Annotated in this window: 19 protein-coding genes; 15 read left to right on the top strand and 4 right to left on the bottom strand. The window is 44.1% G+C overall.

Annotated features, from left to right (window positions below; all coding sequences use genetic code 11):
- The first annotated feature begins 268 nt into the window (after positions 1-268).
- The 3 genes from JMF81_RS16980 (at position 269) to JMF81_RS08125 (ending at position 5708) form a co-directional block, all read left to right on the top strand.
- Positions 269-4756 (top strand): acyl-CoA dehydratase activase, encoded by a 4488-nt coding sequence (locus tag JMF81_RS16980; protein WP_243282585.1) that lies wholly within the window; start codon positions 269-271, stop codon positions 4754-4756.
- Positions 4674-5105: a MarR family winged helix-turn-helix transcriptional regulator gene (locus JMF81_RS08130; RefSeq protein ID WP_201310955.1), complete on the top strand. Its 432-nt coding sequence runs from the start codon at positions 4674-4676 to the stop codon at positions 5103-5105. The genes JMF81_RS16980 and JMF81_RS08130 overlap by 83 nt, the downstream gene beginning before the upstream one ends.
- A 75-nt stretch (positions 5106-5180) precedes the next feature.
- Positions 5181-5708: a phosphatase PAP2 family protein gene (locus tag JMF81_RS08125; RefSeq protein ID WP_201310954.1), complete on the top strand. Its 528-nt coding sequence runs from the start codon at positions 5181-5183 to the stop codon at positions 5706-5708.
- Here JMF81_RS08125 and JMF81_RS08120 read toward each other — a convergent pair.
- Positions 5705-6568 (bottom strand): LysR family transcriptional regulator, encoded by an 864-nt coding sequence (locus JMF81_RS08120; RefSeq protein WP_201310953.1) that lies wholly within the window; start codon positions 6566-6568, stop codon positions 5705-5707. The genes JMF81_RS08125 and JMF81_RS08120 overlap by 4 nt on opposite strands.
- Before the next feature lie 167 nt (positions 6569-6735).
- Between JMF81_RS08120 and JMF81_RS08115 the strand changes: the two genes are divergently transcribed.
- The 3 genes from JMF81_RS08115 (at position 6736) to JMF81_RS08105 (ending at position 8919) form a co-directional block, all read left to right on the top strand.
- Positions 6736-7422 carry an aldo/keto reductase gene (locus JMF81_RS08115; RefSeq protein WP_201310952.1) on the top strand — a complete coding sequence of 229 codons (687 nt, stop codon included), beginning with the start codon at positions 6736-6738 and terminating at the stop codon, positions 7420-7422.
- A 12-nt stretch (positions 7423-7434) separates the two neighbouring features.
- Positions 7435-8286: an aldo/keto reductase gene (locus tag JMF81_RS08110; protein ID WP_201310951.1), complete on the top strand. Its 852-nt coding sequence runs from the start codon at positions 7435-7437 to the stop codon at positions 8284-8286.
- A gap of 303 nt (positions 8287-8589) precedes the next feature.
- Positions 8590-8919 (top strand): hypothetical protein, encoded by a 330-nt coding sequence (locus tag JMF81_RS08105; protein WP_201310950.1) that lies wholly within the window; start codon positions 8590-8592, stop codon positions 8917-8919.
- A gap of 119 nt (positions 8920-9038) precedes the next feature.
- Here the strand turns inward: JMF81_RS08105 and JMF81_RS08100 are convergent, their stop codons facing one another.
- A complete protein-coding gene (locus tag JMF81_RS08100; protein WP_201310949.1) occupies positions 9039-9932 on the bottom strand; it encodes an AraC family transcriptional regulator in 894 nt (297 codons plus the stop codon).
- A 135-nt stretch (positions 9933-10067) separates the two neighbouring features.
- Between JMF81_RS08100 and JMF81_RS08095 the strand changes: the two genes are divergently transcribed.
- Complete coding sequence (locus tag JMF81_RS08095; RefSeq protein ID WP_243282584.1) at positions 10068-12275, top strand: alpha-galactosidase; 2208 nt, start codon at positions 10068-10070, stop codon at positions 12273-12275.
- A 1-nt stretch (position 12276) separates the two neighbouring features.
- Positions 12277-14226 carry a sucrose-specific PTS transporter subunit IIBC gene (locus JMF81_RS08090; protein WP_201310947.1) on the top strand — a complete coding sequence of 650 codons (1950 nt, stop codon included), beginning with the start codon at positions 12277-12279 and terminating at the stop codon, positions 14224-14226.
- A gap of 27 nt (positions 14227-14253) precedes the next feature.
- Here the strand turns inward: JMF81_RS08090 and JMF81_RS08085 are convergent, their stop codons facing one another.
- Positions 14254-14781, bottom strand: a complete 528-nt coding sequence (locus JMF81_RS08085) for a TetR/AcrR family transcriptional regulator (RefSeq protein WP_201310946.1) — start codon at positions 14779-14781, stop codon at positions 14254-14256.
- 153 nt (positions 14782-14934) lie between these two features.
- On the opposite strand from JMF81_RS08085, the gene JMF81_RS08080 reads away from it, so the two are divergent.
- From JMF81_RS08080 to JMF81_RS08070, 3 genes are read left to right on the top strand one after another with little or no spacing between them, the layout of a single operon-like run.
- Entirely contained in the window at positions 14935-15366 is a 432-nt protein-coding gene (locus JMF81_RS08080) for a hypothetical protein (protein ID WP_201310945.1), read from the top strand.
- Positions 15359-17173: an ATP-dependent zinc metalloprotease FtsH gene (ftsH, locus tag JMF81_RS08075; protein WP_201310944.1), complete on the top strand. Its 1815-nt coding sequence runs from the start codon at positions 15359-15361 to the stop codon at positions 17171-17173. The genes JMF81_RS08080 and ftsH overlap by 8 nt, the downstream gene beginning before the upstream one ends.
- Before the next feature lie 10 nt (positions 17174-17183).
- A complete protein-coding gene (locus tag JMF81_RS08070; protein ID WP_201310943.1) occupies positions 17184-17954 on the top strand; it encodes a putative ABC transporter permease in 771 nt (256 codons plus the stop codon).
- Here JMF81_RS08070 and JMF81_RS08065 read toward each other — a convergent pair.
- Positions 17951-18673, bottom strand: coding sequence for a GntR family transcriptional regulator (locus tag JMF81_RS08065; protein ID WP_201310942.1), 723 nt, complete (start codon positions 18671-18673; stop codon positions 17951-17953). The genes JMF81_RS08070 and JMF81_RS08065 overlap by 4 nt on opposite strands.
- 279 nt (positions 18674-18952) lie before the next feature.
- On the opposite strand from JMF81_RS08065, the gene JMF81_RS08060 reads away from it, so the two are divergent.
- From JMF81_RS08060 to JMF81_RS08045, 4 genes are read left to right on the top strand one after another with little or no spacing between them, the layout of a single operon-like run.
- Positions 18953-20380, top strand: coding sequence for a PTS transporter subunit EIIC (locus JMF81_RS08060; RefSeq protein ID WP_201310941.1), 1428 nt, complete (start codon positions 18953-18955; stop codon positions 20378-20380).
- Positions 20381-21592: a GDSL-type esterase/lipase family protein gene (locus tag JMF81_RS08055; protein ID WP_201310940.1), complete on the top strand. Its 1212-nt coding sequence runs from the start codon at positions 20381-20383 to the stop codon at positions 21590-21592. It abuts the gene before it with no gap.
- The gene (locus JMF81_RS08050; RefSeq protein WP_201310939.1) at positions 21589-22401 is read left to right on the top strand and encodes a polysaccharide deacetylase family protein; all 813 of its coding nucleotides are present in this window, start codon (positions 21589-21591) and stop codon (positions 22399-22401) included. The genes JMF81_RS08055 and JMF81_RS08050 overlap by 4 nt, the downstream gene beginning before the upstream one ends.
- Before the next feature lie 20 nt (positions 22402-22421).
- Positions 22422-23462 carry an alpha/beta hydrolase gene (locus tag JMF81_RS08045; RefSeq protein ID WP_201310938.1) on the top strand — a complete coding sequence of 347 codons (1041 nt, stop codon included), beginning with the start codon at positions 22422-22424 and terminating at the stop codon, positions 23460-23462.
- Positions 23463-23526 lie beyond the last annotated feature (64 nt).

Raw genomic sequence — 23526 nt, 5'->3', positions numbered from 1 at the left:
GGTTACAACGGAATCTCGGAGTCATGACGCCAATGGAAAAGCATGAGAGTTATTTACAGGCAGCATAAAAAAACTGCCAGCTGGTAAAACCAACTGGCAGAAAAACTTATATTTTTTTCACTGTCTACTTGACGGGGAGCACACCAATTGATGCGACAGCCCCTTTCTAAATTTTTGATAAAAATTTTGAATTTTATATGAATTCCTTGACTTCCGTAAAATGTCTAATTATAATAGCTCATAGCATGAGATAAAGGTGATGAGTAATATGAGTGAAATGAGAAAAGTCTTTCTCGTGGGACTTGATGTGGGATCAACGACAACAAAAATTGCCGCCATTGACCAGGAAACCCATGAGATACAATATTATGATTATAAGAGGCATCATGCAGCACAAAAGAAGAGTGTGTATGATGCATTAAGTTTGTTTAAGGAAAAATATCCGGACGCTCTGGTCCGGGTAGCGCTGACTGGCTCCGGAGCCAAACTTCTGGCAGAGGAACTGGGGGTTCCGTATATTCAGGAAGTTGTTGCCAATTCCATTGCCCTGAAAGATCAGTACTCTGATGTCAGGACGGCCATTGAGCTTGGAGGTCAGGATGCGAAGATGATTTTCTTCCGCAAGGATTCCAATACCGGGGATCTGACCGTTGCGGATATGAGAATGAATGGAAGCTGCGCCGGAGGAACCGGTGCTTTTATTGACGAAATTGCATCCCTTCTGCGGGTTCCTGTAGAAGAATTCAACGATCTCGCAAGTAAGGGAACCTGCGTCTATGATATTTCCGGACGATGCGGCGTGTACGCAAAAACGGATATCCAGCCGCTTCTGAACCAGGGAATCGCAAAAGAAGATATTGCGCTGTCTTCTCTTCATGCGATTGCAAAACAGACCATTGGAGGCCTCGCCCAGGGACTGGACATTGAGAAACCGGTTGCTTTTGAAGGCGGACCTATGACGTTCCAGCCGACACTGGTCAAAGTATTTGCGGAGCGTCTGAATCTGTCAGAGGAAGACATGATTCTTCCGGAACATCCAGAGATCATGATTGCTTATGGAACCGCTTTGTCCATTCCGCAGATGTTTGAGCAGGAGGCAAAGACCCTGTCTATCCGCCAGATGTGTCAGCGGATTGAAAAGGAAATGGAAAAGAAGGAAAAAGAGGAGCACAGAGAAAAGCCTTTCTTTCAGTCCAAAGAAGAAAAAGAGGCATTTTTAAAGAGGCATGCCCGTACAGAAATTCCGAAAAGAGAATTTCATCCGGGAGAGACGGTTTCTGTTTATCTCGGAATTGATTCAGGAAGCACAACAACGAAATTTGTACTGATCGATGAGGATGAAAATATTGTAGATTCTTTCTACGCTTCCAACGAAGGAGAGCCTCTTCTGATCGCAAAAAAAGCGCTTCTTGCTATGAATGAAAAATACCGTCAGATGGGAGTTAAGCTGAATATTAAAGCTGCCGGAACAACAGGATACGGTGAAATGCTGTTTTATCATGGCTTTGGCGCAGACTGCCATATGGTAGAGACGGTAGCTCATGCCCGTGCTACAAGCAAATATGTACCGGATGCGACATTTATCCTGGACATTGGAGGGCAGGATATGAAAGCCATCTGGCTGGATCACGGCATCATTACCAATATTGTGGTAAATGAAGCATGTTCTTCCGGATGTGGTTCCTTCCTGGAAAATTTTGCATCTTCCCTTCACATTCAGGTAACAGAAATTGCGGAAGCAGCCTTTGATTCTGAAAATCCGGCAGCGCTGGGAAGCCGCTGTACGGTATTTATGAACAGCAGCATCGTAACAGAACAAAGAAATGGCAAGGGTTCCAAAGATATCATGGCCGGACTCTGCCGTTCTATCATTGAAAATGTATTTACGAAAGTAATTCGTATTTCCAGCACAGAATCTCTGGGGGATAAGATCGTAGTCCAGGGAGGAACATTCCAGAATGACGCGGTGCTGAGAGCATTGGAAAATTATATCGGAAAAGAAGTCGTAAGAGCCCCTTATCCGGGAATCATGGGAGCCATCGGTGCGGCGCTGACGGCAAAAGAACATGCGATGGAGACCGAAGAAGAAAGCAGTTTTATCAGCATGGATGAACTGAAAGATTTCTCCTTCACACAGGAAGCCAATGTGATCTGCCCGTTTTGTACAAATCATTGTAAGCGTGCGATCATTCGTTTTTCCAACGGGAAATCCTGGGTTACCAATAACCGGTGTGAAAGAGGGGAGATCATTGGAGATGCAAAGGAAAAGGATGTTCAGATTCAGCTGAAAAAGAAAAATGAGGGAAAAAATCGAATTCCGAATCTGTATCAGTTAAGAGAAAAACTGTTATTTAAGGATTATCCGACGGCAGACGCGGCGCCGGATCAAAACATGGTAATCGGTATTCCGAGAGTGCTGTCTTTCTGGGATACGATGCCGTTTTGGACAACATTTTTCAAGAGCCTTGGTTTCAAGGTAAAGCTGTCTGATAAGAGCAGCCGCAGGATTTATGAGAATGGTCTGTCTGCGGTAACGTCTGATACTGTATGTTTCCCGGCAAAACTGGTGCACGGACATATCCGGAACCTGAAAGAAAAGGGAGTTGACCGTATTTTCATGCCGTCGATCACAACGATGGTTCCGGAAAATCAGGAAAAGACAAGTGAATCCATGTGCGCAGTCGTAAAAGGATATCCGATCGTAATCCGCAACTCAGATGATCCGGAGAGAAAATGGGGAATTCCGTTTGACGCTCCATTGTTCCACTGGCAGGATCCAAAAGACAGGGATCACCAGCTGGCGGACTTTATGGAGAAAACATTTGGAATTACTCCAGAACAGTCAGCGAAAGCAATGAAGGCCGGAGATCAGGCACAGCATGCATTCCGCTCTCAGTTAAAGGAAGCAGGAGCAAAGGTGCTGAAAGAGGCAGAGGAAAACGGAACCTATGCGGTGGTACTGGCGTCCAGGCCATATCAAAATGACGCACTGGTTAACCATGATCTGCCGGAAATGCTGACGGGACTTGGAATTCCGGTTCTTACAGCGGATTCTCTGCCGGAAGTGGAAGAAGTAGATCTTAAAAAGAGCCGTCTGGATATTGTAAATAACTATCATGCCCGGATGATGTCTTCTGCGATCATGGCTGCTAAAAATGAACATTTGGAATATATTCAGATTGTAAGTTTCGGATGTGGACATGATGCCTACCTTTCAGATGAAATACAGAGAATGATGAAAGAAATTTCGGGAAAAGTACCGTTGATTCTGAAACTGGATGAGAGTGACATCCAGGGTCCGTTAAGAATCCGTGTCAGATCCTTTATTGAAACGGTAAACATGCGGAAAAAACGGGACGGGGCCCGCACCATTCATGAGCTTACGGATCCTTATAAAGTTAAATTTACGAAAAAAGATAAAAAGGAAAAGATAGTTCTGATTCCAAATACGTCCCATGCTTTCTGCAGGCTGATGTCTGCCGCGTTAAGCGGACAGGGAATCCGGACAGTGCCTCTGGAAATTGGAAGAGATGAGGCGATCCGTCTTGGAAAGAAATATGTACATAATGATATCTGTTTCCCGGCGCAGATCGTTATAGGAGAAGCTCTGGCGCCGCTGGTTCATGGAGAATATGACGATGCTGACGTTGCAGTCTGCATGGCGAAGTATGTTGGAGACTGCCGGCTGACCCACTATGGCGCTCTGCTTCGAAAAGCGCTGGATGACGCAGGATTTGCCCACGTTCCGATTCTGACCAATGACGATGAGGATTCGCATAATCTTCATCCTGGATTTAAGATGAATCTGCAGTCTTCAATCAAAGTGGCATTTGGACTTCCGATGATTGATGTACTGGAAGAACTGCTGAGGAAAATACGTCCATATGAGCTGAAGCCAGGCAGCGCGGACAAAGCTTTCAATGAGGCGCTGGATCAGGTTATCTATGGCATGCAGGAACATGGACTGCACGGAGCAAAAAAGGGATTTGAGAAGGCCATTGATATTATGAACAGCATTCCGTATGACCGAAGCAATAGACGGCCAGGCGTGCTGATCGTAGGTGAGTATCTGCTGAATTTCCATCCGGGTGCAAATCATGATATTGAGAAGTATCTGGAACAGAATGGATTTGAAATCATTGAAGCACGCATGACTGATGTTATCCAAAAAACATATTTCTGCAGAGATACTCAGATCCGGGAATTTGATCTGAAAAAGCCGCTGACTCAAAAAACATGGTATCATTTTGCCAATAAGGCATTTGACGCGGCGCATGCATTTACGGATCATATAGCGAAAAGACATCCTCTCTATGAGCGTGCCTGCCGGCTGCCGGAACTGGTAAAAGACAGCGATCCGATCATTCATCACACATTTGATGCAGGGGAAGGTGTCCTGATACCGGGAGAGATCCTTCACCATGCGAAACGCGGATGCAGGGCGTTTGTAATCCTGCAGCCGTTTGGATGCCTGCCGAACCATGTGGTAGGAAGAGGTGTTGTAAAACGTCTGAAAGAAATGTATCCGGATGCGCAGATTCTGCCATTAGATTATGATCCGGACGTCAGCTTTGCAAATGTTGAGAATCGTCTGCAGATGCTGATCATGAACATGAAGAGCAGTAAGGAAACGGCGAAAACCGAACATATGAAAGAGGAGGAGCCAGGGGTAAATGAACTACAGGGAAAGCGCAGAAGAACTCATGGAAAGTATGAAAGTGCTGCGGAAAAATACGGCACTCCAGTGTTTAAGTGATATGTCACAAGGGGAGATGGCAGTTTTATGCTATCTTCTCTTCAGCCATAACGGAGCGTCCGCAGGAGAGCTGACAGCGGAGTTTAAGGTAAGATCTTCCAGAACCGCGGCCATCTTAAATGGTCTGGAAAGGAAAGGATATGCTGTTCGCAGCTCCGATCCGGAAGACAAACGGAGAGTTCGTGTTTATATTACAGAAAAAGGGAAAAAATTTGCCTGGAAAGAGCATGAGGACGCCATACGGCATTTTGAATACATTCTGCAGGATATCGGGCAGGAAGATAGTTATCATCTGGTCCGTATCATCAAGCGGATTACGAAACAGCTGGAAGAGCAGTCTGGAAATTAAAAAGCAGGACGGGTTCTAAAACCATAGAGATTATGGTATAATCCTCTGTAAAATATAGAAAAGGCGGAGGGTATCATGGAATTTGAATTTTGGATTTTAGATTTTCTTCAGACTCTGCATCATCCATTGCTGGATGTGCTGATGAAAGGAGCCTCATTTCTTGGAAACGGCGGAATCTTATGGATCATACTGACGATTGTGCTGCTATGTATTCCGAAAACACGTACGGCGGGTATGATCATGGCTGTTTCCCTGTGTGCGGATGCGCTGCTGTGCAACGTGCTGCTGAAGCCGGCGGTTGCGCGGATCCGGCCTTATGATGTAAATACAGCCGTTTCACTGCTGATCAAGGCTCCGCTTGATTATTCTTTTCCGTCGGGACATACGGCAGCTTCCTTTGCGGCAGTATCTGCATTATACTTCGCAGATCAGAAAAAACTGTGGAAGATTTTTCTGATCTTTGCCGTAGTGATTGCATTTTCCAGAATGTATCTGTATGTGCACTATCCAACCGATATTTTAGGCGGAATCGTTATAGGTATTTTGTCCGGTTATATTGGCTTCTGGGTGATCAATCGAATAAAAAAGAGATCCGGGAATTAGGTGTCGTTATCCATTGATCTTCGGATCCGCTGAAACAAAGCAGAGAATTTTTTTCTGCTTTGTTTTTTTACTGCAAGATAATAAGTAATGTTTGCTTCAGGATCCAGGATTGGAATAAAAATCCGGTTTGGCTCGGGCCCCTGCTGTTTCAATGCAAGATCGGAAGAAAAATATGGAAGGGCAGAATGGCGGATCAGTTCTTCAAAATCATAGGTATTCTGCTGTACGAGAAAATGAGAAGAAGTCATCTTTTCTGATGGAATTCTCTGCCAGAATCCGATCCTGGAAAACAGCAGCATGGTTTCGCCGTCCATGTCTTTCAGATGGAGTGCTTTGCTTCCGGACAGAGGGTGAGCAGGCGGAAGAGAAAACATCAGGTGTTCCTCTCCCCAGCGGGTGCAGTATAATTCATCTGATTCCACGGGCTCCGGAAGAATAATAATCTGGTAATCACTGCGCATCAGCCCCTGCAGCAGCTGATCGGGTTCTTTCATTTCTGTGGAAATGGCTTTGTCCGGATAGAGAGAAGAAAGGACAGGAGATAGTTCCCACAGCGGTGCGGGAGCACAGGAACCGATAAAAATCGTGCGCTGATTCCGATCATAAGAGCGGACCTGTTCCACCATATCCTCTGCCTGTCCTACAACCTTGCGGGCACATTCCACCGCAAGGTTTCCGTTATCATTAAGTTCGATTTTATTTTTGCTGCGGAGAAATAATTCTGCCTGCAGCTCAGACTCCAGTTTCTGTATGGAACGGCTTAAGGCCGGCTGGGAAATATGCAGTTTCTCGGCGGCCCGTGACAGAGTGCCGCATTCCGCAACGGCAATCAGCTGTTCCAGCTGGTGCAGTTCAAACATTCTAATTTCCTTTCTGTAAATTTCTGTATATCTGAGTTCATTTTATCATACTCTAAAATCTCCTTCAAGATTCACTATGTGTTTTAGTTATAGCATCTTGCGGATTTGGCATTGTACTTCCCGAAAAAAACAGGTTATAGTGGTAATAGAAAAGGAGGGAAGGAAAGGTGGAACAAGTCCTGCTAAATAATGGCGTGAAGATGCCGGTGGAAGGATTTGGAGTTTTTCAGATCAGTGACGAAGCACAGTGCTGGCAGTGTGTTCTGGACGCTCTGGAAACAGGATATCGCCTGTTTGACACGACCGCGGCTTATCATAATGAACAGGCAGTAGGACGGGCTGTCCGGGAATCCGGGATCCCGAGAGATGAAATATTTATCACTACGAAGCTCTGGGTGCAGGATGCGGGATATGACCAGACCCTGGCCGCGTTTGAACGGTCCAGGAAAAATCTGGGACTGGATTATATAGATCTGTATTTGATCCATCAGCCGTTCGGGGATTATTACGGAGCCTGGAGAGCTATGGAAAAGTTATACCGGGAAGGTATAGTGAAGGCCATTGGCGTCAGCAATTTTTCGCCGGAGTGGATTGTAGATCTCTGTATGAACCATGAAATCAAGCCAGCTGTCAATCAGATTGAAATTCATCCATTTTATCAGCAGGAAGAAGCGCTGCGGGTCATGCGGTCTTATGATATCGTTCCGGAAGCATGGGGACCTTTCTGGGATTTTGAGCTGACACAGAAAGATATGAAGGAAATTGAGGCCATGGATATCGGACACAGTGAGATTATCGATCATCGCTGTTTCTGCACGGCCAGACAGTTAAACAGTATTAAGATTCATGATTAAGGAGGAATCAGCATGAAAGAAGTTACATTAAACAATGGAGTAAAAATGCCAATGGAAGGTTTTGGAGTGTTTCAGGTACCGGATGCGGATCAGTGCGAACAGGCAGTACTGGACGCGATTGCCAGCGGATACCGCCTGATTGATACGGCAGCCGCTTATATGAACGAAGAAGCGGTCGGGGCAGCCATTAAAAAATGCGGCGTTCCGAGAGAAGAATTATTTATTACGACAAAACTCTGGGTTCAGGACGCGGACTATGAAGAGGCAAAAAAGGCGTTTGAGACATCTCTGAAGAAGCTTGGACTGGATTATCTGGATCTGTATCTGATTCATCAGCCGATGAAAGATTACATTGGAGCCTACCGGGCAATGGAAGAACTCTATAAAGAAGGAAAGATTCGTGCCATCGGAGTCTGCAATTTCTATCCGCAGCGCCTGGCAGATTTATGTGAGACTGTGGATGTGATCCCTGCCGTGAATCAGGTAGAACTTCATCCGTTTTTCCAGCAGAGTGACGCCATTGATCTGATGAAAGAATATGGCGTGCGTCCGGAAGCATGGGGACCATTTGCAGAAGGAAACCATGGAATCTTTACACATCCGGTACTGACAAAGATTGGAGAAAAATATGGAAAGAGCGCGGCTCAGGTCGCACTTCGCTGGAATGTGCAGAGAGGCGTTGTTGTCATTCCGAAATCTGTTCATAAAGATCGTATGGAACAGAATATCAATATCTGGGATTTTGAATTAAGCAATGCAGATATGGACGAGATTTCAAAACTGGACATCGGGCACAGTGAAATTGTAGATCACAGCGACCCTGGATTTGTAAAAATGCTGCACAGCATGAAAATCCATGAGTAGACAGGAAATTCTAAGGTGTATCCTATGAGAAAAAATTTCGGAGCAAAACCACATTTCTATCCGCAGCCGGTTTTGATCATTGCGTCTTATGGTAAAAGATGGAAACATTGATCCGCCAAAACTGGAACCGATCACTTTTGACGCGGCAAACAATGCTATCTTAAGATTGCCGAAAAATATATTGAAAAGGAAATAAAACAAATTAAAAATTCAGAAACATTTCTCTGACATTTTATTAACAAAACATGAGTATTCTATAGACACAACGAAGGAAAAAGAAAAAAAGAATAGGAGAGATGTTTTATGAAATTATTACAATGTATTGATGGTTTACTGGTGGGAACAAGATATCTGACATGGGCGATCGGAATTGCAGGAGTCATAGCGTCCATATTTCTGATTGCGGCAAATCTGCCGGTCGGAATCAGTTCAGCGGTTGTATTCGCGGCTTCCCTGCTTTTGGCAGTGGGCGTCAGCCTTGTGCTTCTTCCGGGCCGGCTTGCCGTAGGATTCTTAAACGGCAGATTGCGTTATATAGTGGGAGCGATGGCTTTACTTGCAGCCGTTGTCATTATGGGAATCGTATGGTTTACAAACAATGGGTTCCCGACAGTGAATCTGATCTTTGCGTAGTAACAGAATGTTACAGGCCGGCAGGATACATAAAAGTTAGAGAAGAGCCGTTAACCGAAGCTCTGTTTTTCGGTTAGCGGCTCTTTTTGCGTTCTGAGATTCGTTAGGATGAGAATGTTCTAATCTGATTTTTTAATATGATGCGGCGTCTCATAGACTGCTCGTACAACGTCATATTGATTGGTCTGTTGTTTGTATTTATTGGGACTGATTCCTTTTTCGGCCCGGAAGACCTTTCCAAAATAGTTATTATTGGCATATCCGACCATCTGCGCGATTTCCTGCATGGTGTAATCTGTATTGGTCATCAAAAGGCGGCAGGCCTGGGATATGCGTACTTCGCGAATGTACTTTCCGGGAGATATGCCGTATTTTTTGTGAAATTCTTTACATAGATAATATTTGGACAGACCTGCGTGGTCTGCTACCAGATCTAAATTTAATTCTTCATTGTAATAATTCTGATCGATATAAGTTTTTGCGGTATCAATTTTGGTAACATGGCTGCGTGAAATTTCCAGCACATAAGAGGTCAGATCCATCCAGAAACGATAAGCGATTTTCGAATTATCGAAAAATGTTTGGATCTGATTGTTCAATGCCTGCTGGTAAATACCGGTTATCTGCTGAAAAAGCGAACAGTCCATAGAAAGGTGAATAACAGGTCCCATACTGCGATAGATTTTTCGAAGCAGAGGAAGGCATTCTTTTGTAAACTCCAGATAGAAGAACTCCCAGAAAGATGAATGATGCGGAAGATAATAGTGATTTTCTCCGGGAATATCAATAAGAAATGCATCACCAGGAAGAATGCTGTAAGTGATGCCGTCGATTTCCAGAGAGCCTTCTCCATCGATACAAAACTGAAGCAGGCAGTGTTCATCTTTTCTTGTGCGGTTATTCCAGGAATAATCATGGGAATCAATATAATGCAGACCAATGCCCTTTAGAGTCAAAAGGGAAAGATCCGAAGAAAATCGAAACCCAACGGAGTGGTGGGGAAGAGAATACATAAAAAGCTCCTTTCTTTTTTTCATGGTAACATAAAGAAAGAAAAAAGACAATAATTTACCATTATATAATGATTCTTACCATTTAAAGCAGAAAAAAATTGCGATATTATGGGATTAAAGAAAGGAGAAAACGGATTGAAAGCAAGAATTATAAAACAAGAAAATACCTTTATGTTGGAGAATGGATATATTTCATACTGCTTCGGCATAGAAAAAGACAAATATCTGTCGCATCGGTATTTTGGAAAATATTTAAAAGAGTATACCGGGATCAGCGAATCATATTTTTTTGATCGTGGGTTTTGCGCAAATCCTGATCCGGAAGATAAAAAATTTTCACTGGATACACTGCCGCAGGAATATCCCGATATGAACCAGGGAGATTTCAGGATGCCGGCTTATGTAATACAGACGGAAGATGGACGGCGGGTTACCAGATTTTATTATAAAGATTATGAAATAATTCAGGGGAAACCGCCGCTGGAAGGCCTTCCGTCAGTCTATACAGAGAATGAAGATGAAGCGGCGACTCTGTGTATTACACTGGAAGATGAATATCTAAAAGCGCAGATTAAATTGTATTACACCATATTCAGAGATTATGATGTGATCTGCCGCCATACGGAAGTGATCCATTACGGCAGTCAGCCATTGTATCTGGAACGTCTCATGAGCATGAGCATAGATTTTCAAGGAACAGAATATGATCTGCTGACATTGAGTGGTTCCCATTTAAATGAGAAAAAAATATACCAGAGGCCGATTGGGTCAGATACGGTTATATTAGACAGCTGCCGGGGAGCCAGCAGTCCGCAGGAGACACCATGTATGATTCTGTCAGAGAGAGAAGCTGGAGAGTACTGGGGACAGGTCTGGGGAATGAATTATGTGTACAGCGGAGATTTCCAGGCAGTGATACAGCCGGGGCAGTACGGCAGCACCCGGGTACAGATTGGGATGAATCCTATGACGTTTGGATGGACTTTAGAAACGGGACAGCGTTTTGTTTCTCCGGAAACGGTCATGGTTTATTCAGATAAAGGGCGAAACGGGATGTCACAGATTTTTCATGAACTTTACAGAAAACGTCTCTGCCGGGGATTCTGGAGAGATAAAGAAAGACCGGTGCTGTTAAACAGCTGGGAAGCATTTGAATTTCAGATTGATGAAGAAAAATGTCTGTCCATGGCGCAGAAAGCAGCAGAGCTGGGAATAGAACTTTTTGTTTTGGATGATGGATGGTTTAAAAACCGTACCTGTGACCGGAAAGCTCTGGGAGACTGGGAAGAGGATCGAAATAAATTTGCAGAAGGATTAAAGAGATTTTCTGAGAAGATCAGAGATAAAGGAATACAGTTTGGTATCTGGTTCGAACCGGAAATGGTGTCCGGCGACAGTGATCTGTATCGCAGGCATCCTGACTGGATCATACGCAGTCCTTATTATGAACCGATCGTAAGCAGGTCCCAGTATGTACTGGATCTGTCGAATCCAAAAGTGTGTCAGTATATTATGGATGCGGTATCCCATATTTTAAGAGAAACGAAGGCCGTTTATGTAAAATGGGATATGAACCGTCACATAACGGATCTGGGATCTTTCTATCTCGATCAAAAACATCAGAGAGAACTATCTCACAGATATATGCTGGGACTTTATTCGATTCTTGACAGGCTGAATCAGGAATTTCCGGAAGTATTATTTGAAGGATGTTCCAGCGGAGGGGGAAGATTTGATGCCGGGATGCTTTACTACATGCCTCAGACATGGACGAGTGATAATACAGATGCCGTATGCAGAATGAAAATACAATATGGAACCAGTCTTTTATTCCCGCCGGTAACAATGGGCTCTCATGTTTCTGCTGTGCCAAATCATCAGACAGGAAGAGAAACTCCGCTGGAGACGAGGTTTGCCGCTGCAATGTCAGGAAATCTGGGATATGAAATGGACATCAGAGAACTGACACAGGAAGAAACGAAAGAAATCAGGAATCAGGTTCGGTTTTATAAAAAAATTCGAAAAACGATTCAAAGCGGGAAAATGTATCGTCTGAGGAATCCTCAGGAACAAAATGAAGCTGCGTGGAATTTTGTTTCGGAAGACGGAGAAACGGTTGTGTATTGTTATTTCAGGATCCTGTCTGATCCACAGCGTCTTACGGTTCCGGTGAAACTGAAAGGGCTTGACGAAAATGCTTTTTACCAGCTGGAGGAAGATGGATCCTGCCATGGAGGCGATGAACTTATGTATGCCGGAGTAACATGTCAGCCGGTTCGAAAAGATTTTGTAAGCAGTATTTTAATATTTAAAAAAATAAAAAATGAAAAGGGAGGAAGATGAAATGACAAAAGAAGAACGTTATCAGGCAGCAGCCCGTCAGCTGGTGGAACTGGTTGGCGGAAAGGAGAATATCATCAGTGCGGCTCACTGTGCAACGCGTCTGAGACTCGTATTAAAAGATGAAAGCAAAGCCGATGTAGACAAGATACTGAATGTTGATCTGGTGAAAGGGCAGTTTGCAAATGGAGGGCAGTTTCAGATCATCATAGGCAGCGGAACGGTTGATGAAGTATATAAACGTTTTGTTGAAGCTGCCGGAATTTCGGAAGCATCCAAAAGTGATGTAAAACAAGCTGCAGTACAAAAAATGAATCCGGTGCAGAGACTGGTAAAAACATTATCTGATGTTTTCGTGCCGCTGATTCCTGCCCTGGTTGCCAGCGGTCTTATGATGGGACTGAATAACGTACTGACAGCCAACGGACTGTTTGTGCCAAATCAGTCATTGACGGAAGCATATCCGGCATTGTCGGATCTGGCAGCCATGATCAATACCTTTGCCAGTGCGGCATATTCATTTCTTCCGGTATTGATTGGATTCTCCGCTACGAAAATGTTTGGAGGAAATCCTTATCTGGGAGCGGCAGTTGGTATGATCATGGTTTCAGGAGACCTGTTGAATGCGTACAGTTATGGTACTGCTGTGACAGAAGGAACCATACCAGTATGGCATGTTTTCGGATTAACGATTGAGAAGGTCGGATACCAGGGAACTGTACTTCCGGTGCTTGCGGCTTCATTTATCCTGGCATTTCTTGAGAAACGTCTTCATAAGTATATTCCAGAAGTACTGGACAACCTGGTAACACCGCTGCTTTCCGTTATGATAACCGCGTTTCTTACCTTTACGGTTGTGGGAGGAATCATGCGGACAGCGGGCGATCTGTTAACGAATGGTCTGCTGTGGCTTCATGATTCACTGGGCGTAATCGGCGGTATGGTATTTGGACTGGTTTATGCGCCGCTGACAATGACTGGTATGCACCACAGCCTGCTTCCGGTTGATATCCAGCTGGTGGCAGCAGGAGGATCTTTTCTTCTGGGAATTGCATCCTGCAACAATGTAGCGCAGGGTGGAGCTACGTTGTGTGCAATGCTTCGGACAAAAGATAAAAAGTTGAAAAGTGTGGCTGCTACGTCTGGTATTTCAGCCCTGCTTGGTATTACAGAACCGGCAATGTTCGGTGTGAACCTGAAATTAAAATATCCATTTTACGGAGCAATGCTTGGCTCTGCTCTCGGATGCGGATATGTAACGTTTACAAATGTATTGAATACTTCCCCGGGTTCTTCCGGTGTCATTGGATTTGTCTGCGTACAGCCAAAATCCATGGTCAATTTTATGATTGCTGTCGCAATTTCCATTATATCCGGATTTGTGATTACATATATCATGTCAAAAATGAAACGCTTTAACAGCGAACTGCTGGAAGATACGGCAGAAAAAAAGCAGCCAGAAGAAGATACCGAAGAAAATGACATCAGGGAAACAGAAAAAGACGTAATCTGCAGTCCTGTATCGGGAGAAGCAATCCCGATGAAAGAGGTGCCGGATGATACGTTTGTGTCAGAAGTTCTTGGGAAAGGAATGGCAGTCATTCCGTCAGAAGGGAAAATTGTTTCTCCATGTTATGGAACAATCACAAGTTTTTTTGATACGAAACACGCCATTGCGATAACATCAGATGACGGAGTTCAGCTGCTGATCCATGTAGGGATCAATACGGTTGAGTTAGGCGGAAAATATTATGAAGCCCATGCGGCTCAGGGAGACTATGTAAAACCGGGACAGCTCCTGATTACTTTTGATATCAATGCAGTCAAGAAAGAAGGATACGATGTAACAACACCTGTGATTGTAGCAAATTCGGATGATTATGCAGAAATAAAAGGTTTGATCTATGGAGAGATCCGGCAGATGGAACCATTGATCAAAATAGAAGAAAAATAAAATCCTGACTTCCGGTCAGGCGGATGATCATGTGAGAACTTTTAACAAAAGATCACGCATCTGCCTGGCCAGAAGTTTTTTATCAGTCTGTTTTTCTCCTGCGCTTTCCAAAAGCAGACCAGTGAGCCCATAAGCACAGAAGTTTAGAATAGCATCCATATCTCTGTAATTTATGGATATCAGTTCTTTTTTCTGCCGGAGCGCGTCTTCCAGGAAAGAACGCAGAGAGGAGACGATGATGCGTTCGATAAAGCCCCGGTGTTTAGAGTCCAGAAGTCTCATGATGAAGCAGTGATTTTTAAAAGCAAAATTAATAAAAATAAGAATTCCTTCTTCGTAGCTGCCGGCTTCCATGCTCTTTTTCAGCAATTCCTGGGTTTTTTGATGCGCAAGCCATTCGATGACGTCCAGGATATCTTTAAAATAATAATAAAAACTTTGGCGGGAAATTCCGCATTCCGTTACCAGAAGTTTGATCGTAATCTTATCGAAACTTTGATGTTCCAGCAGCCGTTCCAGTGTGTCTGCAATCTTGTCTTTGGTTGTGTCAGCCATAAATCATACCTCCATATTTTCAATATCATATCATAGAACCGGGTTTTTTGACAAATCTTCAAAAGTGTAAAGACAAATGAAAAACATTGCAAATGGTGTTTCCCCTTTTCTTTTGTTAGAGTAATCTCAGGAGAAGACGAAAGGAGGCAGCATATGGAAGAATTGTTCACAGCGAAGCTTCGTGAACTGGAGCGTCAGTATCAGGACATGAGAAGTCAGATTGCACTGATGCAGAAAAAAGATCACCAGGAGATAAAAAAGGAATTTCAGGCAAAGAAAAATGTCTACGATAAAACAATGAGTCTTCTTCAGGAAAAAACAAAAGACTGCCGTTCTCCGGCAGTAAAAGCCCTGAATGAGGCACAGACTGCTTATGATATGAAGATTAGAAAGATCATGACAGAGGATATGCCTCGTTATATGAGCGGCAATGACAGACAGGAGGCAAAAGTCGAAGCAAAGGCACTTTATGCGGAATACAGCATTGATTTTGCGGTTCAGGCGGCGCAGTCAGCACTCCTGGCGGTCTTGTCCGCGTTAGACGAACAAATGAATTTTGAAGAATGGAGGAAGGAAAATGAATGAGGTAAAAAAGCCAAAGAAACCCCTGATTTTTTATTACATCATTGTGATTGCAGTACTTCTTTTGTTTAATGTGTTTGTGACACCGTGGATTATGGAGCGGCAGGTCAAAGAAGTTGACTATGGCACGTTCATTTCCATGACAGAGAAGAAGCAGGTGGACCGGGTTGATATTGAAGATCAGGATAATACGATCATGTTCACAGACAAAAATGACCAGGTTTACAAAACTGCAAAGGTAGAGGACCCGGATCTTACAAAACGTCTTTATCAGGCAGATGTGTCTTTCTACGGAGAAGAAATTAAACAGACTTCCCCGATCATAACGGCACTGCTTTCATGGGTTCTCCCGCTTCTGATTTTTATTGGAATTGGACAGTATATGTCAAAGAAAATCATGGAGAAAGCCGGCGGGAAGAATGCCATGGCATTTGGAATGGGAAAAAGCAATGCCAAGATTTATGTGAAATCTTCTGAAGGTATTAAGTTTTCCGATGTGGCCGGTGAAGATGAAGCGAAAGAAAATCTGGCGGAAATCGTGGATTATCTGCATAATCCGGGAAAATATAAAGAAATCGGAGCGTCCATGCCGAAAGGAATTCTTTTGGTAGGCCCTCCGGGTACCGGAAAAACTATGCTTGCCAAGGCAGTGGCAGGAGAAGCGGATGTTCCGTTCTTTTCCATGTCCGGTTCCGAATTTGTTGAAATGTTTGTCGGTATGGGAGCGTCCAAAGTCAGAGACCTGTTCCAGCAGGCAAAAGAAAAGGCACCGTGTATCGTGTTTATCGATGAGATTGATGCAATCGGAAAGAAAAGGGATGTTCAGATTGGCGGAAACGATGAAAGAGAACAGACATTAAACCAGCTGCTGACAGAAATGGACGGATTTACAGGAAATAACGGCGTTATCATTCTGGCGGCCACAAACCGTCCGGAATCTCTGGATCCGGCGCTGCTGCGTCCGGGAAGATTTGACCGGAGGGTTCCGGTGGAACTTCCTGATCTGAAAGGAAGAGAAGATATTCTGAAGGTGCATGCGAAAAAAATTAAAATCGACAGCAGTGTGGACTTTAATAAGATTGCCAGAATGGCTTCCGGAGCATCCGGCGCTGAGCTGGCAAACATCGTAAATGAGGCGGCACTCCGTGCGGTCAGAGACGGACGTAAATACGCAACACAGGCAGATCTGGAAGAAAGCATTGAAGTAGTAATTGCCGGATATCAGAAGAAGAATGCAATTTTAACAGACAAAGAAAAACAGATCGTGGCGTACCATGAGATCGGTCATGCCCTGGTAGCGGCGAAACAGACAGATTCTGCTCCGGTCCAAAAGATTACGATTGTTCCTAGAACATCCGGTGCCCTTGGATATACGATGCAGGTAGAGGAAGGCAATCATTATCTGATGGAAAAAGAAGAGCTGGAAAATAAGATTGCAACGCTGACCGGAGGAAGAGCGGCAGAAGAGATCGTCTTTAGTTCTGTGACGACCGGAGCTTCCAACGATATCGAACAGGCAACGAAACTGGCAAGGGCCATGATCACCCGGTATGGAATGAGTCAGGACTTCGATATGGTTGCCATGGAGACTCAGACCAATCAGTATCTGGGCGGAGATACCTCTCTGACCTGTTCTGCGCAGACCCAGGCAGAAATTGACCGGAAAGTTGTGGAACTGGTACGGCGCCAGCATGAAAAAGCTGCGCAGATCCTCCTGGACAATCGGGAAAAACTGGATGAATTGTCCCAGTATCTGTACCAGAAAGAGACCATAACCGGAGAAGAATTTATGAGAATCCTGAATTCGTAAAGGAGGCTTTATGTCGGTTTATGATATTTTATGCAGTTTCTTTTTCTATGGTTTTGCCGGATGGTGCGCCGAGGTTGCTTTTGCGGCTGTCCGGCAGGGGAAATTTGTGAACCGGGGTTTTTTAAATGGTCCGATCTGTCCTATTTACGGAGTCGGAGTCACACTGATCGTGACGGCTCTGGATTTTTGCAAAGGCAGTCTCATTCTTTTATACCTGGCGTCAACAGTGCTGGTAACATTTCTGGAATGGGTGACCGGTTTTTGCCTGGAGAAGATTTTCCATCACAGATGGTGGGATTATTCGAATATGCCGCTGAATATCGGCGGATATGTCTGTCCGCTTTTCTCTGCGGTATGGGGCATTGCCTGTGTGATCGTAGTGCGTTTTCTGCATCCGCTGATCCGGCTTGGCATTTCCTGGATTCCGGTATGGATCGGGAGTCTGTTCCTGACAGTTTTCGTTCTGGCCCTGGGGATTGATCTGTATGTGACTGTTACAGGCATCTTCCGGCTGAACCGCCGCCTGGAACGGATGGAGGCTGTTGCAGAAGAGCTGAAAAAAATTTCCGATCAGATCGGAGAAAATATTTATCAAAACATGATGGAGGGCAGAGAAAAGCAGGAAAAATTAAAAGAACTGAAAGAAAAATACAGAGCACTGCTTCAGAAGCCTTCCAGAATGAACCGGAGACTCCTGAAGGCTTTCCCGAAACTGAAGTCCAGACGCTATGAAAAAGCGCTGGAAGAACTGAGAAAATATCTGGAAGGCCGTCTGCCTTAGTACTGTACAAATTCTGAGAATCCGAAATTATCCGGAACGAAATGAGATTCTGTATATTCAAACAGAGTTCCGTCGCTGATATATACATAGTTATAAATTACGCCAACGCAGTCGTAATCGCCGAGGGAAAGATAATCTTTATCTTTTTCCTCGGCTTTTTTGATTCGTACAATACGTCTTGCAGCCAGGATCTTTTTATGCAGGGTATCGGTAATGTAGTCGTAAATTGAACTTTGAGCAATGCTTACATTAAGACCGGTTACCACATCTTTGCGGAAATAATTGACATCGCGAAGAAGCGGCTTGTTATCCAGATATCGAAGCCTCTGGATATAATATACTTCTGTTCCGGGATCAAATCCTGTAACTGCACTTAATTTTTCATCAACCGTTATCTCCTGGAAAGACATGACACTGGTCGTTACATCAGCTTTATGGTACTGAGTGATGGCCGGAATACTTCCGTAGCTTCTCAGATTCAGAAAGAAGCGGTCATTCTGGATAGGAAGAGACTGCAGGATGACAGTTCCACGGCCTTTGATGCTTTGAACATATCCTTCGTTGTTTAACTGGGCGATTGCCCGGTGGATCGTATTGCGGCTGCAGTGAAATTCTTCTGCCAGTTCTACTTCTCTTGGCAGCATATGTTCCGGATACCGGTTATTTATAATGTTATCTTTTAATGTTTCATAAATCTGATCAAATTTAATCTTTGGCATAAACAAGTTCTCCTTACTTTTTGGACAATCTTATTTTACAACAGAGGAAATGTGGTTGCAATAAAATTATATGTTTAAACATAAAAATATTAGAAACGGGAAAATTGTTAGACGGAAACCAGAATCGAATCGTTATATTTGCATTTTTCACAAAAATCGTGGAGATTTTTTGTGGTTTCTTAACAAAAACACAAAAAGGCGTTGACAAATATGTTTAAACATATATAATTTGAATTGTAAACGGTACCGAACAAAAAAACAATTCTGGAGGAGATTAAAATGAAAATCAATCAGAACGATATTTTAGATATCATTCAAAATGTAGGTGGAAAAGATAACATTTCTCTGCTGACACATTGTGTTACAAGACTTCGTTTTGTCTTAAAAGATGAGTCTCTGATCAATGAAAAAGCGCTGAAAGAAAATTCCCTGGTCAAAGGATGTTTCTCTGTCAAAGGTCAGTATCAGGTCATTATCGGGCCTGGACTGGTAGATCAGGTATATGATCTTGTATTAGCGGAGACCGGCGCCAAAGAAGCTGACAGCAGCGAATTGAAAGATGTGGAAGATAAGGCTATGAATCCGCTGCAGAAAGCCCTGAAGCTGTTTTCTGATGTGTTCTATCCGATTCTTCCGGCTATCGTAGGAGCAGGTCTGCTTCTTGGAATCAGCAATATTTTAACTAATGCAGGAATTTTCGGAAAAGAATCTCTTGTTGTAATGTATCCTGCCATTGCCGGACTGGCGGACATGATCACAATGGTTGCTAATACTGCGTTTACATATATTCCTGTACTGGTAGCATGGTCTGCCGTTAAACGTTTTGGCGGAAGCCCTATGCTGGGTGTTCTTCTTGGACTTGTCCTGATCAATGGGGATCTGATACCGGGATCTCAGATGTCTTCTGTAATTTCCGGAGCCATTGAACCTCAGTACTGGAATATTTTCGGAATTGATATCCTGAAAATTGGTTATCAGAATTCTGTCCTGCCGGCGCTCGTTGCAGCATGGGTTCTGGTTATCCTGGAAAAATGGCTGAAAAAACATCTGCCGAATTCTGTTCAGCTGATTTTCGTTGCTCCGATCGCTATTTTTGTAACATCATTTTTAACATTCCTTTTCATCGGACCGGCAATGAATCAGGTAGCAACATGGATTACCGATGCAATCGTATTTGCCTTTGATAAAGTACCGATTCTTGCGGGATTCCTCTTTGGAGTTTTGTGGGAGCCGCTGGTTGTCACAGGAATGCACCATGCGTTTATCGCATTAAATATCCAGCTGGTTGCAGCAACCCAGCAAAGTTATATGCTTTCTATTATCACGATTACCTGTGTATCAGAAGCAGGAGCCGTTCTTGCAATGTCAAGACTTATGAAGAGTAAGAACCAGAAAGGAATCGCAATTTCTGCCGGAACCGCAGCCCTTCTGGGAGTTACAGAACCATCTATGTTTGGTGTGACCATCGCCGCAAAATATCCATTTATCTGTTCTATCTTAAGTTCCGGAGTAGCAGGTATTTTGATTATGATATTTAAGATTTATGCAGTATCCCTTGGACCAAGCGGACCGCTGGCATTTACGATCATTCCGGCACAGTTCTGGCCTCAGCATTATTTCTGTATGGCGCTTGCCTTTGTTCTTGCCTTTGTTTCCACGCTGCTGATTGGAAAAGCAAGACAGAAAAAAGGATTGGATGTGGCATAAATGCAGAAAAGTATAAACGGATCGATGCAGGACAGAAGAAGATGGTATCCTGTCTGGAGATGCCATGTACAGGATTATGCTCCAATCGGAGCATCTGCGTCAGATTTGACGCAGCAGATGACATTTCGAAACAACCTCGATGGAGAAAGCATCCGGATCCGGCTTTCCAATTTATATGGGAAGGAGCCGCTGCCGATTTCCAATCTTCAGGTGATGGTATCGGAAGAACCTGTAAATTCTTTTACAAACGAAAAAGCGGACATTGTCCGTACAATGACCATTCATTCTTCTCCTGGGATGATTCTGTCTCCGGGGGAGGAATGCATGACAGATCCGGTTCTCCTGCCGGTAAAAGCCGGAGAACTGGTGACTGTCAAAATGACGTTTCCCGGAGAATGTCATATCAGCGGATGCTGTGGATTCCACAGTGATAACATAGGAAATGTTATGTTTTTTGAAAAAAAAGGCAGAGTAAAAGCAGCCAAGATCAGCCGCGCAGCAGCAAGAAATTTCAGTCCGCATGTTGTCTTTGGAATCAGAAGCATTGAGGTTGCCAGTCGTGAAAAACCTGTGATCCTGGCAGCGTTTGGGGATTCCATCGTACAGCAGGGATACTGGGCAGGAGCGCTGCAAAGGAGGTTTGCGGAATCCATGCCGGGCTGGCTTTTGTACAATGAAGGAATATCAGGGAACCGCGTACTTTATGACAATCATTCTTCTTCCAATCTGAATCCGATTTTTGGAAAAGCCGGGATCCGGCGGTTCGAAACAGATGTATTTTCATCCTGTCATCCGGACATTGTATTGATCGCGGAGGGCGTCAATGATCTGGTCCATCCAGGGAACGGATCCCCGATCAGTGAAACTGTAACGGCAGAGGAACTGATCGGCGGATTAAAAAAACTGTGCTGCATGACAGAAAAGAACGGAAGCATTCCACTTCCTGCAACGATTTCTCCATTCTTAGGGTATAATGAGATAGAAGATGGACAGCGGGAAGAAGTCCGGCAGCAAGTAAACCATTGGATCCGGCAGATGCCGTATTTTCTGGATGTTGATGCCTGTGTGCGCAGCCGGTTTGACGCTTCCTGTCTGGATGCGGCATATGATATCGGAGATCATCTGCATCTGAATGCTCTTGCGGGGGATGTGATATCAGAAGAAGCCGTGCCTGTCCTGAAAAAAATCATAGAAAAGGAGACAGCAGCATGAGACGAATCTATATCTGTTTTCCAGAAGGAAATTATAAGGTGTTAACCCTTAGTTATGATGACGGTAAAATTACAGACCGAAGGCTGGTTGATATTCTCAATCAAAATGGAATCAAAGGAACCTTTCATTTGAATTCCGGATATCTGGGAGAAAAAGAAGGACACAGTCTTCCTTATATTACAAAAGAGGAAGCGGTCAGTCTGTACCGCGGCCATGAAATTGCATCACATACAAGCACACATCCTACGATGACAAGAATGCCGGGAGAAGAAAATATCAGAGAAATCCTGTCAGACCGGAGAATCCTGGAGGAAATCAGCGGATATCCGGTCCGGGGATTTTCTTATCCGAATGGGGTGCACGGTCAAAAGCTGCACGGCCTTCTGCAAAACTGCGGAATTGTGTATGGAAGGACGACAAGGAGCACCCATCGTTTTGATCTCCCTGATGATTTTTACGCATGGAATCCAACCTGTCATCATAATGACCGGCTGATGGAACATTTGGATCAATTTCTTCATACAGAATATGATCAGAGACTGATGCTGTTTTATGTCTGGGGACACAGCTATGAATTCGACCGGGATGAAAACTGGGATCTGATAGAAGAATTTGCCCGGAAAGCCGGAGGCAGGGATGATATCTGGTATGCTTCGAACATTGAAATTTATGATTATATGAAATGCGCAGAAAATCTCATCTATTTTGCGGATATGCAGGGTGTTTATAATCCTGGTTCAAACGATGTATGGCTTTGCGTTGATGGAGAAATTCATCGGATCAAAGGAGGAGAAACACATTTATTTTAAAAAGGACAGGGGGTATTTCATTGAGTCAGACGAAAAAAGAATCGTTTGTTTTATATAAGCCGGTACCAGATCCGGAAGGCATCGGGTACCTGGATCAGAAACTTGTAGAATTTCGTAACAGCAGACCGCCAAAAACTACAGGAAATCCATATTATGTCATGGGAGAGCCTGTTGGCGATATGAGGGACAATGCGGATCAGCCGTCAGTGGATATCAGTGAAGGAATTTCTGATCTGGAAAAAGAGATAGAAGGTGTGACAGTCTGGATATCCGAACCGGATCAGCAGACAGAGGAAGAGAAAAAGCAAAGACCGTGTGTCGTATACATACATGGCGGAGGATTCGTAGGAGGATGCGCACAGGCATTTCAGAATCTCTGCCGGTATTTAAGCAGTCAGACACAGGCACTGGTCATTAACATTGATTATCGTCTGGCACCGGAGACAGCGTTTCCGGGAAACATTCAGGACTGCCTGCGGGTAATCCGTAAAATCAGGACAGATGAAACATATTTTTTTGACCGGGAACAAATGTATGTAGGCGGAGACAGTGCCGGAGGCAATATGGCGATTGCCTGTGCACAGAAGGAATATGAAGAAACCGGGCGTCAGCCTTTCAAAGGACTGATTCTTTATTATCCGGTCGTTGATCTTACAATGGAAGACCATGGATGGAAATGGAATCTGGAAGATTACAGTGGAACAGAGAGAGAGATGGAATGCCACTGCGCACAGAGTCTGCGTGGATTTGAGCCCCAGATTTTAAAGCTGTATGTCCAGGATCAGGCCTCAAAAGAAGATCCATTGGTTTCGCCAATTATAACACCGGATTATACGATTTATCCGGATATGCTGATCATCAGCGCGGAATATGATTATCTTCGCCCCCAGGTGGAAGCTTTTGCGAAAAAAGCAAAGGACGCAGGATGTCAGGTAAAGGCGGTTCGGTATGGAGGAATGAATCATGCTTTTGTCAGCCTGACTGGAATCATTGACCAGGCGAAAGATGCGCTGGAGGAAGCATCTGATTTTATCAAAGCCCATAATACTTCCATAAAATAACATTGAAAGCAAACGTATGTTCTGTTAAAATAAAATCAGAACATACGTTTGCTGTTTATGGAGG

This window comes from Anaerostipes butyraticus (assembly GCF_016586355.1).
GTDB classification, from domain to species: Bacteria; Bacillota; Clostridia; order Lachnospirales; family Lachnospiraceae; genus Anaerostipes; species Anaerostipes butyraticus.
This window is presented reverse-complemented; position numbering and strand designations above follow the sequence as displayed.